Genomic DNA, 14,458 nt, shown 5'->3' on the forward strand with positions numbered 1-14,458 from the left:
GCACCCACCACCGGTAGCGGCACCCACCACCGGTAGCGGCACCCACCACCGGTAGCGGCACCCACCACCGGTAGCGGCACCCACCACCGGTAGTCGCATTCACTGCAGTCCGTAATATTCACTACCGTTGGCATCGCACGCCCTCCCCGGAGCATCTCGTCCTACAGTTCCTGCAGTGTGAATTGGTGCTCCCGGCACGTGATGCGATTCGGCAGCCGTTTCGGACCTTCGCTGGCGCCACTAAAGGCACCCCGCAGCACTGCAGCGCCAAACTCCGCACGCGCCGAATACCGCAGGCTCCGAACACCGCGGGCACTGCGTCCCTGCATACGAGAATCCCCCAACCACCTCGACGGTGGTTGGGGGATTCTCTGTCGTTCAGCAGAGGCTCAATGACTCAGGGTCTCAGAGACTCAATGACAGAGTCTCACTGTCTCAGGCGAGACCCAGACGGTCGCGCAGGTTGTCGACCTCGGCGCGGAGTTCGGCTGGAACCGAATCGCCGAGCTGCTCGTACCATTCCTCGATGAGTCCGAGCTCGGTTTCCCATTCCTCGGGCTTGATCGCGAGAGCCTTACGCAGCTGCTCGTCGGTGAAGTCGAGGCCCTCGGTGTCCAGGCCGCCCTCAACGGGGGTCAGGCCCAGTGGGGATTCGGCTGCGTCGGCGGTTCCGGTCACGCGTTCGAAGACCCACTTGAGAACACGCGAGTTCTCGGAGAAGCCTGGCCACAGGAACGAGTTGTCGTCATCGCGGCGGAACCAGTTGACGTAGAAGATCTTCGGCAGCTGGGCACCCTCGGTGTTGCCGATGTCGAGCCAGTGCTGCAGGTAGTCACCGACGTTGTAGCCGATGAAGGGACGCATGGCCATGGGGTCGCGGCGGACGACGCCGACGGCGCCGGTGGCTGCTGCGGTGGTCTCCGAGGAGAGCACCGATCCCATGAACACTCCGTGGTTCCAGCTCTTGGTCTCGGTCACCAGTGGCATCGTGGTCTTACGGCGACCGCCGAAGAGGATGGCCGAGATCGGCACGCCGTTCGGGTTCGTCCACTCGGGAGCCAGGGTCGGAACGTTGGCGATCGGGGTGCAGAAACGCGAGTTCGGGTGAGCGGCTGGAGTCTCCGAGTCCGGGGTCCAGTCGTTGCCGCGCCAGTCGGTGAGGTGCGCTGGCTTCTCGTCGGTCTTGCCTTCCCACCACACGTCACCGTCGTCGGTCAGCGCGACGTTGGTGAAGATGTTGCCGCCTGCTTCGATGGCGCGCATCGCGGTCGGGTTGGTGGTGTAACCGGTGCCCGGCGCGACGCCGAAGAGGCCGAACTCGGGGTTGACGGCATAGAGCTGGCCGTCGTCGCCGAAGCGCATCCAGGCGATGTCGTCGCCCAGAGTCTCAGCCTTCCAGCCGGGAATTGTGGGCTCGATCATTGCGAGGTTGGTCTTGCCACAGGCTGAGGGGAACGCGGCGGCGATGTACTTGACCTCGCCCTCCGGATTCGTCAGCTTGAGGATGAGCATGTGCTCGGCCAGCCAGCCCTCATCGCGGGCGATCGACGAGGCGATGCGCAGCGCGTAGCACTTCTTGCCGAGCAGTGCGTTGCCGCCGTAGCCGGAGCCGAAGGACCAGATGGAGCGGTCTTCCGGGAAGTGGGTGATGTACTTGGTGGAGTTGCAGGGCCAGGCGACATCTTCCTGACCGGGTTCGAGCGGAGCGCCGACCGAGTGCACGCACTCGACGAAGGTGCCGCCGTTGGCCACGATCGCGTCGAGGGCGTTCTTGCCCGAGCGAGCCATGACGAGCATGGAGAGAACGACGTAGGGGGAGTCGGTGACCTCGATGCCGAACATCGGCTGGTCAGCCTCAGCATGTCCCATGACGAAGGGGATGACGTACATGGTGCGTCCGCGCATCGAACCGGTGAAGAGAGGTTCGAGGGTCTCCTTCATCTCGGCCGGAGCCATCCAGTTGTTGAGCGCGCCGGCATCCTTCTCCTCGGCGGAGCAGATGTAGGTGCGGCCTTCCACACGGGCGACGTCCTCGGGGTCGGAAGCCGCGTAGAATGAGTCCTTGGTACCGGTCAGGCGAACGATCGTGCCGGCTTCGACGAGCTGGTCGGCGATGGTGGCCTTCTGCTCATCCGAACCATCGACCCAGACGATATCGTCTGGAGTGGTGAGGGTGGCGACCCTGCTGACGAACGAAAGCACCGACTCGCTGTCGGTCGGTGCGTTCTTCAGCTGGTCAGCGACGACGTCATGGTCGAGGACAGTCATGAGTGGTCTCCTGGTCAATCGGGATTACGGGGTTCCGCCTGGCGGCTGGTACATCTCCACCGTAGGACTCGGACGGGCCGGAAAATCCTGGTTTTGAGTCACTGGAAGATGTGCATTGGATCACAACGGCATTTCGGAAGACGTGGATGCATCAATCGAGTGATGTGTTTTTGCATTGCGGTGCTTGTTTGTTGCAAACCGCGATTGTTCATGGAATCAACACCTTCGACACCCTCACCGAGGTGGCTCTCACCTTCCGATCCAAGCTTTCGTAGGTGATTTTCCGGGTATCCCGATGCCGGCTGCAGCCAGGCTGCCTGCGAGATGGATTTAAATTCTACGAATAGTAGAATAAGGGGCAGTTGTCGTCAGCACTGACGCCTTCGATCAAATGAGAATCTAAGGAGCATCATGCCCCGCACCACTATCGGACTTGGTATTGTCCTCATCGTTGTCGGCGTCATCGCCTACGTCGCAACCTCATTCGCCAGTTGGACGGCTCTGATCCCGGCCATTCTGGGCGCCATCATCCTGATCTGCGGACTCATCGCACTGAAGAATCAGAAGCTCGGAGTCCACATCGCTCTGGTTGTCGCCATCTTGGGCATCTTCGGCACCGGCATGAACGTCATGCAGGTCGGCGCGCTGATCGCCGGTGAGGCCGAGCGGCCTGCGGCTGTGATCACGAGCATCATCACCTTCGTGCTGCTCATCATCTACGTCATCATGGGAGTGCGCTCCTTCATTGCGGCCCGTCGATGGAAGAATTCGGCGCAGCCAGAGGCCGCGCAGCAGTAGCCTGCCGACGCCGCGTGGAGGGGCTGCGGATTGCCGATCGAGCGAGCCCGGCCCCTCCCCGCCGAAGCCGCAAATGTGGCGAAGCGCACTCGGGCCGAATTTGAGCTTGGGCGAATTCGGTGTGTATAGTTGATCGAGTTGCAGGGCGAGAGTCCAGACGACATGCGCCACTAGCTCAACGGATAGAGCATCTGACTACGGATCAGAAGGTTGGGGGTTCGAATCCCTCGTGGCGCACAGTAGAGGAGCCCTTCACCAGCAGAAATGTTGGTGAAGGGCTTTTTCGATGTGGTGCGCACTTCGACGCCCTCTTTATGCGTTGAGCACCGGGGGCTGAAGCCTCGAGCCGTCTGAGGGTGCTCGACGCTAGGATTGGACCATGGCCGCAATCACTGCAGATGACGGTGTCCGTCTCGAGTACACCCGGGCCGGAGACTCCTCCGGTCGCCCGGTGGTGCTGTTGGCCGGGTTCAAGGCGCCTGCGACCAGCTGGCGCTACCAGGTCCAACCGGTGGCACAGGATGGATACGCGGTATTCTCCGTCGATCTGCGCGGTCACGGCAACGCCGATCACCCCAAGTCAGGCGTGACAATGGAGCGGCGCAGTCAGGACGTGGCGCAGGTTCTCGAGGCTCTGAAGCTCACAGATGTTCTGCTCGTGGGCGGATCCATGGGCGGCAATACAATCTGGTCCTATCTCACCCAGTTCGGCGCCGATCGCATCGCCGGAATCGTCATCGTCGACCAGACACCGAAGATGCTCAACACCGCAGACTGGCCCCACGGCTACTACGGCTTCGACGAATCCAACGTCGACACCTACTTCGCCGAAGGGATCCCTGCCACCGGACATGGCACGCCCATCTGGAAGCGGGGCAGGCGCATGCTGCGTCTGCTCAAGGCCATGAAGGGTGTGGATCATCACCTCAGCCGCGGCGAACTCGCACTTCTGAACGACCACGCGAAAGCCGATTGGCGTCCGGTGATCGAAGGCGCCGACGTGCCCGTGCTCTTCGTCGCCGGAGCCGAAAGTGAGCACTGGCCAGCATCGCACGCAGCCGCCTCTGCGGGTCTGGCTCCGATCGGCTCATCGACGGTCATCCCCAATGATGGGCATGCGGCCAACATCGAGCAGCCCGAGGCTTTCAACCAGATCCTGCTGGAGTTCGCCGCGTCCCTCTGACAGGAACTGCGAGCAGCGCATCCCGCTGCTCCGGCGACAGATGCTTCACCACTTCGCGCATCGTCACGCCTGAAGCTCGATGCGCACGCGGCAGCATCCAGTCGAAGACCATATCGGGACGTGTGCGGGCGGTATCGCGCAGCACCCAGCCGATGGCCTTGCGGATGAATAACTCCCGCTCCTCCAGCATCGCATCGGCGAACCGTGAAAATCGGGCGAAGTCACCGCGGCCCCCACGCAGTGGTCTGAGGTGAGCCAGCAGCGCAGAGCGGCGAATCCAGAAGTCGTCGTCGCCCGCCCAGCGCTCGAGTATGGGACCGAACTCCGCATCCTGTTCGGACAGCGGGCCGATGGCATCACCGGCGAGTGGATCGACGAGTGCCCAGGTATGTGCCTGACGCAGCATCCGTTCGAATAGGTCAGTATCTTCGGCGCCGAGGTGGTCCTGCTTTTGGATGAGCACCATCGTTGCCGCGCTGCGGAGTTCGTAGACAGGGGTCCCGCTGGCGGCTCGGTTCATGCCGTCTGCACCGCCTGCGTAGTCCCACAGCGCCTCGACAAGAGCAAGCACACCGTCATGCTTCAACTCAGTCGTGCGCAGCACCTCGCGGACCGCTCCCCGAGTACCGGGCACGCCGACGCCGTAGTGAACGAGCTCGCTCTTGAGGTACGCCCGTTCCTTCGTGGCGCGTACGGAGCTGCCGTAGTTCCGAAGTTCACGGTCGAGCACCTCGGCGAGGGAACGCACGCTGGGCGCAGCTGATGTCATGGCACGATCATCCCACTGCTCGCCGAAAGCGGTGCAACGGTTGGTAAGTTCTGCTTGATCCGGTCGCCGGGATCGAGACGAACTTGCCAACTGTTGCACCGTCGGCGCCGAAAAGTGAGGGGCCGAAGGTGGGCCGCGCCGTGGGGGAGTCCGTTGCCGCACAAATAGGTCCGCGACGACACAGAAGCCCACGACGACGCAGAAGCCCGGGACAACACAGAAGCCCTGGACAACACAGAAGCCCACGCACACAGTGCCATCACTGTGTGCGTGGGCTTCGAGAATGACCCAGCTAGCCAGCCGGTCAGTCAGCCACGCGGCAAGCCGCCAAGCTGGCCAGCCAGCCACTCGGCCGACCAGTCGGCCGGGCAGGTGGCTCCTGCTCAGTCCGTGCCGGCGTCGAAGGCGGCGGACAGGCCGGCGCGGTCGCTTGCTTCGTCGACATCGGCGGTGGAGTTTGCTATCTCCTCGGCGCCACCGGCCTCAAGGGAGCCGACGAGCTCCGAAGTCGGGCCCGAGACGATGCCCATGGCTGCGTACTGCTCGAGGCGGGCACGCGAATCGGCGATGTCGAGGTTGCGCATGGTCAGCTGGCCGATGCGGTCCTCGGGGCCGAAGGCGGCGTCGCCCACGCGCTCCATCGACAGCTTCTCCGGGTGATAGCTGAGGTTCGGGCCGGTGGTGTTGACGATCGTGTAGTCGTCACCGCGGCGCAGGCGCAACGTCACTTCGCCGGTGATCGCCGAGGCGACCCAACGCTGCATGGACTCGCGCAGCATGAGGGACTGCGGGTCCAACCAGCGACCCTCGTACATGCGGCGACCCAGGCGGCGACCCTCTTCGTGGTAGAGAGCGATGGTGTCTTCGTTGTGGATGGCGTTGAGCAGGCGCTCGTAGGTGATGTGGAACAGCGCCATGCCGGGAGCCTCGTAGATGCCGCGCGACTTCGCCTCGATGATGCGGTTCTCGATCTGGTCGGAGACGCCGAGTCCGTGGCGGCCGCCGATCTCGTTGGCCTTGAAGACCAGGGCAACGGGATCGTCGAACTTCTCACCATTGATCGACACGGGGCGCCCAGCCTCGAAGCCGACGGTGACCTCTTCGGTCGCAACCTCGACGTCATCGCGCCAGGCAGCAACACCCATGATCGGTTCGACGATGTCGAGTCCGGCATCGAGGAATTCCAGCGTCTTGGCCTCGTGGGTCGCTCCCCAGATGTTGGCGTCGGTGGAGTACGCCTTCTCTGCGGAGTCACGGTAGGGGTAGCCGTGCTCGACGAGCCATTCGCTCATCTCCTGGCGGCCGCCGAGCTCCTCGACGAAGTCCGAGTCGAGCCATGGCTTGTAGATGCGCAGCTTCGGGTTGGCCATGAGGCCGTAGCGGTAGAAGCGCTCGATGTCGTTGCCCTTGTAGGTCGAGCCGTCGCCCCAGATGTCGACGCCGTCTTCCTTCATGGCGCGCACGAGCAAGGTGCCGGTGACCGCGCGGCCCAGGGGAGTGGTGTTGAAGTAGGTCTTGCCGCCGGAGCGGACGTTGAATGCGCCGCACTGCAGGGCGACGAAGCCCTCTTCGACGAGCAGGCGCTTGGCGTCGACGAAACGGGCGATCTCTGCGCCGTATTCCTTCGCGCGCTCCGTCACAGAGTCGAGGTCGGGTTCGTCGTACTGGCCGATATCGGCCGTGTAGGTGCAGGGAATGGCGCCCTTGTGACGCATCCATGCGACCGCGCAGGACGTATCCAGTCCGCCGGAGAAGGCGATTCCAACGTGCTCACCGATTGGGAGTGAAGACAATACTTTCGACATGCGAACCAGCTTAGCGGCCCGGCCAACTCCTGTCGAATTGTTATGCATAGATATGTATTTTTATGTGAATATTGTCGAGGTGGCCCCTGCTGCGCGGGATCGAGCGGACCACTTAGCTTCGCAGGGCCACCCTATAGAAGGGCCGTTCGAAGCTAAGTGGTCCGCTCGAAGCTAAGTGGTCCGCTCGGCGCTCGGCAATCCTGAGGCGGATCTCAGCGATTCGAGCGGTGGGAACGGATCGCCTCGGCGACGGCGATCGCATCACCTTCGGGAGCATCGGACTGTCGATCGGGGCGGGCGATGAAGAGGTAGATGAAACCGGCCGCCAGCACCACGACGAGGCCGATGAGCACGATCCAGTCGGAGAAGAGCGACCCCGAATCGCCGGGCAGTGAGAGCAGGACCATGGCGAAGAGGCCGTAGGCCAACGCCGCGGCGTTGATAAGGAAGCCCCAGCCGCGCAGCGACCATGGGCCAGCCGGCTTCCAACCCTTGACTCGCTGCCGCAGCGCGCCGAGGACGACCATCTGGAATGCCAGATAGATGCCGAGGATCGCGAACGAGGTGACCGCGACAAGGATCCCGTCATTGAACCAGATGAGCACACAGATGAGGGCCGGGGCGATGCAGGCGACGATGAGGGCGTTGCGCGGAATCTTCGTGCCGTCGGTGACCTTGGACAGCCACCGGTGGCCCGGCATCATGCCGTCGCGAGCGAAGCTGAAGATCAGGCGCGAAGCCGCAGCTTGGAGGCTGAGGACACACGAGATGAAGGCGGTGATCGCGACGAGGAGGAAGATCTTCGCACCGACCGCGCCGAGGCTGCCCTCGAGGATCGTGGGAATAGGATCTTCGACCTGCCCGGCCACGATTTCGTCGAGGTTCGGGGCCGCCAGCACATAGCCGGCAAAGGAGAACAGTGCCGAAACCGCGCCGACGAGGATGGTCATGAGCATGGCCTTGGGAATGCCGCGAGCCGGATTGGACACCTCTTCGGCAACGTCACCGCAGGCCTCGAAGCCGTAGAAGAGGAAGAGCCCGGCGACCGCGGCACCCATGAATGCGGCGGTGTAGCTGCCATCACCGGCGGTGCCCATGGAGTCGAAGAACACGCCGAAGCTGTGCTTGCGCTCGAAGATGAGCAGGAACAGGCCGAGGCCGATGACGCCGATGAGTTCGGCGAACAGACCGACCCTGGCAATCCGGGCCAACCACTTGGTGCCGCTGAAGTTGATGGCCAGAGCGAGGACCAACAGGGCCAACGCCAGAAGGAGGGTGGTGTTCCGATTCAGTTCGAAGCCGAACAGGCTCGACACGAATCCGGCACCGAACTCCGACACCGAGGTGATGGTGACGATGAGGGCGCAGATGTAGACCCACGCGGCCATCCAGGCATACCGCTTGCCCCACAGTCTGCGTGCCCACGGGTAGATTCCGCCGGCGATGGGGAACTGGGAGACGACTTCACCGAAGACCAGGGCCACCAGCATCTGGCCGCACGCGACGATGATGATCCACCACATCGACGGCGGTCCGCCGGTGGAGAGGGCCACAGCCATGAGGGAGTACACGCCGACGAGCGGCGACAGATACGTGAAGCCGAGAGCGAAGTTCGCCCAGGGACTCATCGACCTTTCGAAGGAGTCCTCGTAGCCGAGGACGGAGAGATGATCGGCGTCCGAGAGATGTGATTTCGGGGATGGTTCAGTCATGGGATTGCGCCTTTGCACGAATCGACGGTGATTCAACGGTGCTCATCGTATCTCAGAATGTGGATAGGTCGGAGAACGTGGGATACGGTGGACTGCTCGGCCATGCGGGCGAGGCCGATTTCATCCACGAGGCGGAGGTGCCGGGTTCTGCGACAACGTAGGTTGGATCATGAGAACGGCGCAAGACTGAAGCGTCAGTGCAGGACTGAGGAACTGGTGCAGGACCGAGGAGGAACCGTGAGCACGAGAACGGATGACAACGACAACGCCATCGTGGGCACAGAGCCCGCAGCCACCTCGTCGGGAGCAGAGGTGGACGACAAGGGGCGACCTCTGGCGATCGTGCCGGCCACAGTGCCGTGGCTCGAGTTCACCGTCTTCGTCGCCGTCGCGGTGATTCTCGCCTGGCTCGTGTGCCTGCCGCTGTGGTTGAGCGGCGAAGGGTTAGGCAATCCACTGCTCGTGCAGGTGTCGGGGATGGCCATGATGTTCACCCCGCTGATCGCTGTGGTCGTTGCGATGCTCCTTCAGCGCCGTCACACCGGTGAGACTCTGGCCAGCATTGTCAGGTACCTCGGCATCTGGCCTCTGCGTCCCTTCGGCCGGGTTCTCGGGATGGCCGCGCTCGCCTTCTTCGGGATATTTGTGCTCGTCGCCGTGGCCTACCTTCTGGGCGCAGCCTTCGGATGGATGCAGGTTGATCTGCTTGGACTCTCAGGGTTCAAGGCGCAGTTGGCGCAGCTGCCCGGGCTGGACGAAGTCCCGGTGGCCCTGGCAGTGATCGGCTATCTGGTGATCATGGCTCTGGGATCGCTGCTCAACGTGATCGTTGCCTTCGGTGAGGAGGTCGGCTGGAGGGGCTGGCTGCTGACGAGCCTGCGTCCACTCGGAACCTGGCCTGCGCTGCTCATCGTCGGAGTGATCTGGGGTCTGTGGCACGCACCGCTGATCCTGCTCGGGTACAACTTCTCCCGTCCTGATATCACCGGCCTTGCGTTCATGGTCGGCGGATGCATCATGACGGGAATCCTGTTCGGCTGGCTGCGACTGCGCACCGGTTCGGTCTGGCCAGCCGTCGCCGCACACGCTGCACTCAACGGTTCGGCAGGAATGCTCCTCGGTCTGTTCATCGACGGCTCCGCCTCGGCACCGGACATGGCCTTGGTCTCGTTTCTGGGAGTGTCCGGTTGGATCGTCTCCGCGATCGCCATCGCTGTTCTCTTCGCCACCGGCCAGTTCCGCAAGCAGCCCGAACTGGGTTTCAAACGGCCGAAGGCACCTGCGCCCGTTGCACCGCCCGCACCAGCTGTGCCTCCCGCGTCCGATGCGCAGCCGATGGCGCCCGGGGAGCAAGCATCTCCAGCGACATCTCCAGTGGCGCCTCATGACGACGCGCTTTGAGGCCGAGGTCGAGCATCCGTTAGGCTCAAAACCCCATACTTCAAGGAGAATTCCATGGCACTAGGATCATCGTTGCTGCAGACAGCAGGACGCGTACTCACCGCACCGATCTTCATCACCGGCGGATACTCGGCACTGACCAACCCGGGCGGCCGGGTCCAGGCCGCTGGACCGACGCTCGACGCGATCCGCGAATACGTACCGGTCCTGTCCGACGACGATGAGTTCTTGGTCCGTGCCAATGGCGGACTGCAGCTCCTGGCCGGGACTGCTCTGGCGTTGGGTATCAAGCCCCGGGCCTCCGCGCTCGCCCTCGCTGGGTCCCTCGTGCCGACCACACTGGCCGGCCATGCCTTCTGGGAGATGGACGGTGCCGACGCTGCCGCTCACAAGACCCACTTCTCGAAGAATGTCGCCGCATTGGGCGGCCTCCTCCTCATCGCCGGTGCCGGAGCCAGCAAGAAGGCCGCTAAGAAGGCAGCCAAGAAAGCTGCGAAGAAGGCCTCGAAGCAGAACTGAGCCAGAGCCGACGCTGAACGTGGGCAAGCTCGAAGCTTCGCGGCGTCGCCGCACCCACACCACATCGGCCCCACAGCCGCCACCACATCGCAGTCACCACCACCGTTTGTTAGCTTAGGCTAAGCTCAGTCATGGGAGTATGACTGGACGAAGAGGCGGACAAGCATGGTGAACTGGCAGCGCGGAGTGATGCGGCTGATGCGCATCACCAACCACAAGGTTGCGGTGACGCAGGTCGAAGACTTCACCGACTACTACCGGCGAATCCACTTCACAGGGCCAGAGCTCCTGGCCGAGCTCAGTGAGGTGTTTCCCACGCTCTGGACTCGTCTCTGGTTCCCACATCCGGATAAGGGTGAGGGCCAAGTCAGCCAACGCGGTTACACGTTCGTCGATATCGACCTGGCTACCGGCGCATTCAGTCTCGACTTCGTCATCCACGGCGACGAGGCGAATTCTGACGGCGCTGGTCCCGCCAGCCGATGGGCGGCGAGAGCGACGCCGGGAACGACTATCGAAGCCGCGCTGACCCCGGCGCGCATCGACCTGCCCGCCGACACGAATCACATCCTCCTCGCGGGAGATCTCACCGCGCTCCCGGCAGTGAATTCCTGGCTCGAGGCGATCCCCGCCGAGGTGGCGGTGACGGTAACCATCGAGGACGACCGTGCCCCGGAGGCCGCCACAAGCCTCCCTCGGGCCAGCCACCCGAACGCGCGGTGGAAGTGGAATCTTCGCGACGGTGCCTACGGTCACGCTCTGGCTGACCATGTGCGCTCTCTCGGCCTCGATGCTGACGGTCTCTATGTGTGGGCTGCCGGTGAACGCGGACTCATCAAACAGATCCGCACTGTGGTCAAACAGGATCTGGGGTTGAAGAAGGACCACTACTTCTCTCAGTTCTACTGGTTTGACGGAAAACCCACCGGCTGAAGGCCTATGCTCGAAGTATGGCGAAGGCACTTCTCATCGTGGACATCCAGAACGACTTCACCGAGGGCGGAGCTCTCGGGGTAGACGGCGGGGACCGTGTGGCCACCGAGGTGACCCGCTACCTCGAGGCCCATGCCTGTGACTATGACGCGATCATCGCCTCCCGCGACTGGCATGATGCCGACAGCGACAACGGCGGCCACTTCAGCCAGAACCCTGACTTCATCGATTCCTGGCCCGTGCACTGCGTCGCGGACACCGAGGGCGCCGAATACGATCCTCTGCTGACCACCGATGCCATCACCCACCACGTGCGCAAAGGGCAGGGCACCCCCGACTACTCTGCCTTCCAGGGGACGACGGATGCGGGGGAGCACCTCGGTGACCTGCTGGCAGAGCTCACCATCACCGAGGTGGACGTCGTCGGCATCGCCACCGACCATTGCGTATGCGCCACCGTCCTTGACGCCCTCAAAGGAGGTTGGTCCGTCCGTGTTCACCAGGACCTGATCGCGGGAGTCGGCAAGGACTCCTCCACGGTGGCTCTGGCCGAGATGGACGCCGCGGGTGCGAGGATCGTCTGAAGCATCTGGTGACACGGTGCATAGTCGAGAATCCTGCGCCTCCATCGAAAGTTGCAGGTTGAGTCTGAACTCCTAGGCGATGTTTTCAGCTCAGAATATTGATGAGCTTAAGACATGAACACAACACTCACGAAAAGCGCGCACACGCTCGTGTCGAAGCGTGGTTCGTGGTTCGTCCTCGGCGGGGTCGTCATCCTCGTCACCCTCCTCTTCGGACTCCTGTCCGGCGCAGGTGAGGACCGGGCCAACGAATCAGCTCCGGCCGACTCCGAATCCACCCAGGCCGCCCAGCTCCTGCAGAAGTTCCCCGACGCCGACAAGCAGTCGGTCATGGTCGTTGCCTCCCACGCCGACGGGTCGGTCCTCAGCGACAGCGACCAGTCCGAACTGGGGAAGCTGAGCAGCTCGCTCGGCGACCACATCGACTCCGCCCAGAACGTCGATTCGAACACCAACTCCTCGCCCGGTGATGCTGCATCCCAGGCGAGCGGACCGATCATGAGCGACGACGGCAAGGCTGCGCTCCTCATGGTCCCCATCGAGGTCGGTCTGACCAACTCCGACACCGCCGATACCGTCGACGGACTCCGCGACTTCATCGCCGAGGACTCTCAGGCCGGTGACCTCACGGACTCCGGAATGTCCCTTCTGGTCACCGGTGGTCCGGCGATCGGGGCCGACATCGCTTCGGCATTCGGGGGCGCGGACTTCACACTCCTCATCGTCACCATCGTCATCGTCGCACTCCTGCTCATCATCACCTACCGCTCGCCGATCCTGTGGCTGCTGCCGCTGATCGTCATCGGCACCGCCGACGGACTCGCCTCCACCGTGACCGCAGCAATCGGTGACGCACTCGATCTGCAGTTCGACACGGGCATCATCAGCGTCCTCGTCTTCGGCGCCGGTGCCAACTATGCGCTCCTATTCATCTCCCGGTACAGGGAAGAACTGAGCCGCGAAAGCGACCACCGTCTGGCACTCGGCTCCGCCTGGACCCACACCGCTTCGACGATCCTCGCCTCGAACCTGACCGTGGTCCTGTCACTGCTCAGCCTCGTCTTCGCCGTTATCCCGGGAACCCGCGGACTGGGCATCACCGCCGCAGTCGGACTCATCATCGCTGCTGCCGCCGTGCTCTTCGCCCTGCCACCGGTTCTCGCGATCTGCGGCAAAGGCGTCTTCTGGCCCTTCGTCCCCAAAGTGCAGGACGCCACCGACGCCAACCCCGTTGCCGACACGAAGCCTTCCATCTGGAGGACCATCGCGACTCGCGTGGTGAAGAAGCCGGGCATCCACCTCGGCGCCGGAATCATCATTCTCGGTGTCATGGCCACTGGCCTCATCGGTACCTCGGTGGGACTGGATCAGTCTGAGAAATTCCGCGTGCAGTCCGAATCAGCGCAGGGCCTCGACGTCCTGTCCGAGCACTTCCCTCCCGGCGAATCGCAGCCGATCTGGGTCGTGACCGACTCAGCCCACGCCGATCAGGTAGCGGACTCCGTGGCCGACATCGACGGCGTCGTGCGTGCCAACGTCACCGACGAAACGAGCACCGGCGCAGACTCGATCTCGAAGGTCATGGTCACCGGCGAATACGAACCCGACAGCCCTGCGGGCCTCGACCTGATCACTGACATCCGGTCAGACGTCGACGCGATCAACGGTGCGAACGCATACGTCGGCGGCGCGGCGGCAACCGAACTCGATGCCCGCGACGGCAACGCTCAGGACTTCCTGACCATTGCACCGCTGATCCTGGCCATCAGCTTCATCATTCTGCTCGGCATACTCCGTGCACCTCTCGTGGCGGGAACCCTGCTCGTGGTCAACGTCGCGTCCTCGGCCGCGGCGATCGGCCTCGGCGCATTCCTCAGCCGGACGATGTTCGGTCAGGGAGCACTCGATGCTCAGGTTCCGATCCTCGCGTTCCTGTTCCTCGTGGCATTGGGCATCGACTACTCGATCTTCCTGTCCCACCGGGCGAAGAAGGAATCGGTCGTCCACGGTGCCCGCCAGGGCATGATCGAAGCCGTCAGCCACACCGGCGGCGTGATCACCAGCGCCGGCATCGTCCTGGCCGGAGTGTTCGCAGCCCTGGGCATGCTGCCCCTGATGGTCCTGGGCCAACTGGGTCTCATCGTCGGGGTCGGCGTCCTCGTCGACACCGTGCTCGTGCGCACGGTCATCGTTCCAGCCATCTTCGGCTTGGCCGGCAACCGGATGTGGTGGCCGAACAAGGCGATCACGCACTCGGAGTACAAGTACGCCGATGCTGACGCCGCCGCGGCCGGTGACGAGGAGACTCGAAACCCCCAGCCAGCAGGCTCAGCCCAGTCCTCGCCGGGCAGTGGCATGGAGTCCGACGGCATGGAGTCCGGCGGGTCGGCGGAGGGGACCCGCCTCCTCGTCGAATCCGATCGGCACGAGGCCAGCGCCTCGGGAGGTCACAGCGGGCACTGACCCAAAGGTGCCGAGAGCTGGCA

General features: G+C 63.5%; 11 protein-coding genes and 1 tRNA gene. 8 read left to right on the top strand and 4 right to left on the bottom strand.

Annotated features, from left to right (window positions below; genetic code table 11):
* Nucleotides 1–435: 435 nt before the first annotated feature.
* The gene (locus HU144_RS06070; protein ID WP_235350563.1) at nt 436–2,268 is read right to left on the bottom strand and encodes a phosphoenolpyruvate carboxykinase (GTP); all 1,833 of its coding nucleotides are present in this window, start codon (nt 2,266–2,268) and stop codon (nt 436–438) included.
* A gap of 411 nt (nt 2,269–2,679) precedes the next feature.
* On the opposite strand from HU144_RS06070, the gene HU144_RS06075 reads away from it, so the two are divergent.
* The 3 genes from HU144_RS06075 (at nt 2,680) to HU144_RS06085 (ending at nt 4,249) form a co-directional block, all read left to right on the top strand.
* Nucleotides 2,680–3,066, top strand: a complete 387-nt coding sequence (locus tag HU144_RS06075; RefSeq protein ID WP_235350564.1) for a hypothetical protein — start codon at nt 2,680–2,682, stop codon at nt 3,064–3,066.
* A gap of 164 nt (nt 3,067–3,230) precedes the next feature.
* Nucleotides 3,231–3,303, top strand: a tRNA-Arg gene (locus HU144_RS06080).
* 142 nt (nt 3,304–3,445) lie between these two features.
* Nucleotides 3,446–4,249, top strand: coding sequence for an alpha/beta fold hydrolase (locus tag HU144_RS06085; protein WP_235350565.1), 804 nt, complete (start codon nt 3,446–3,448; stop codon nt 4,247–4,249).
* On the opposite strand, the gene HU144_RS06090 is transcribed toward HU144_RS06085, so the two are convergent.
* The 3 genes from HU144_RS06090 to HU144_RS06100 all read right to left on the bottom strand — a co-directional run bounded on the left by HU144_RS06090 (nt 4,212) and on the right by HU144_RS06100 (nt 8,535).
* Nucleotides 4,212–5,018 (bottom strand): DNA alkylation repair protein, encoded by an 807-nt coding sequence (locus HU144_RS06090; RefSeq protein ID WP_235350566.1) that lies wholly within the window; start codon nt 5,016–5,018, stop codon nt 4,212–4,214. The two genes, HU144_RS06085 and HU144_RS06090, sit on opposite strands and share 38 nt — an antisense overlap.
* Before the next feature lie 383 nt (nt 5,019–5,401).
* Nucleotides 5,402–6,823, bottom strand: a complete 1,422-nt coding sequence (gene argG / locus HU144_RS06095) for an argininosuccinate synthase (protein ID WP_235350567.1) — start codon at nt 6,821–6,823, stop codon at nt 5,402–5,404.
* 212 nt (nt 6,824–7,035) lie between these two features.
* The gene (locus tag HU144_RS06100) at nt 7,036–8,535 is read right to left on the bottom strand and encodes an APC family permease (RefSeq protein WP_235350568.1); all 1,500 of its coding nucleotides are present in this window, start codon (nt 8,533–8,535) and stop codon (nt 7,036–7,038) included.
* Between the two features lie 237 nt (nt 8,536–8,772).
* On the opposite strand from HU144_RS06100, the gene HU144_RS06105 reads away from it, so the two are divergent.
* From HU144_RS06105 to HU144_RS06125, 5 genes are all read left to right on the top strand, one after another.
* Nucleotides 8,773–9,936 carry a CPBP family intramembrane glutamic endopeptidase gene (locus HU144_RS06105; protein ID WP_235350569.1) on the top strand — a complete coding sequence of 388 codons (1,164 nt, stop codon included), beginning with the start codon at nt 8,773–8,775 and terminating at the stop codon, nt 9,934–9,936.
* Between the two features lie 54 nt (nt 9,937–9,990).
* A complete protein-coding gene (locus tag HU144_RS06110; protein ID WP_235350570.1) occupies nt 9,991–10,455 on the top strand; it encodes a DoxX family protein in 465 nt (154 codons plus the stop codon).
* A gap of 165 nt (nt 10,456–10,620) precedes the next feature.
* Nucleotides 10,621–11,388: a siderophore-interacting protein gene (locus HU144_RS06115; RefSeq protein WP_235350571.1), complete on the top strand. Its 768-nt coding sequence runs from the start codon at nt 10,621–10,623 to the stop codon at nt 11,386–11,388.
* A 17-nt stretch (nt 11,389–11,405) separates the two neighbouring features.
* Entirely contained in the window at nt 11,406–11,972 is a 567-nt protein-coding gene (locus HU144_RS06120) for an isochorismatase family protein (RefSeq protein ID WP_235350572.1), read from the top strand.
* A gap of 114 nt (nt 11,973–12,086) precedes the next feature.
* Entirely contained in the window at nt 12,087–14,435 is a 2,349-nt protein-coding gene (locus HU144_RS06125; protein WP_235350573.1) for an MMPL family transporter, read from the top strand.
* The last annotated feature ends 23 nt before the right edge of the window (nt 14,436–14,458 follow it).

Origin of the sequence: Brevibacterium sp. UCMA 11752 (assembly GCF_021532235.1) — a bacterium.
In the GTDB taxonomy this organism is placed as follows: Bacteria; Actinomycetota; Actinomycetes; order Actinomycetales; family Brevibacteriaceae; genus Brevibacterium; species Brevibacterium antiquum.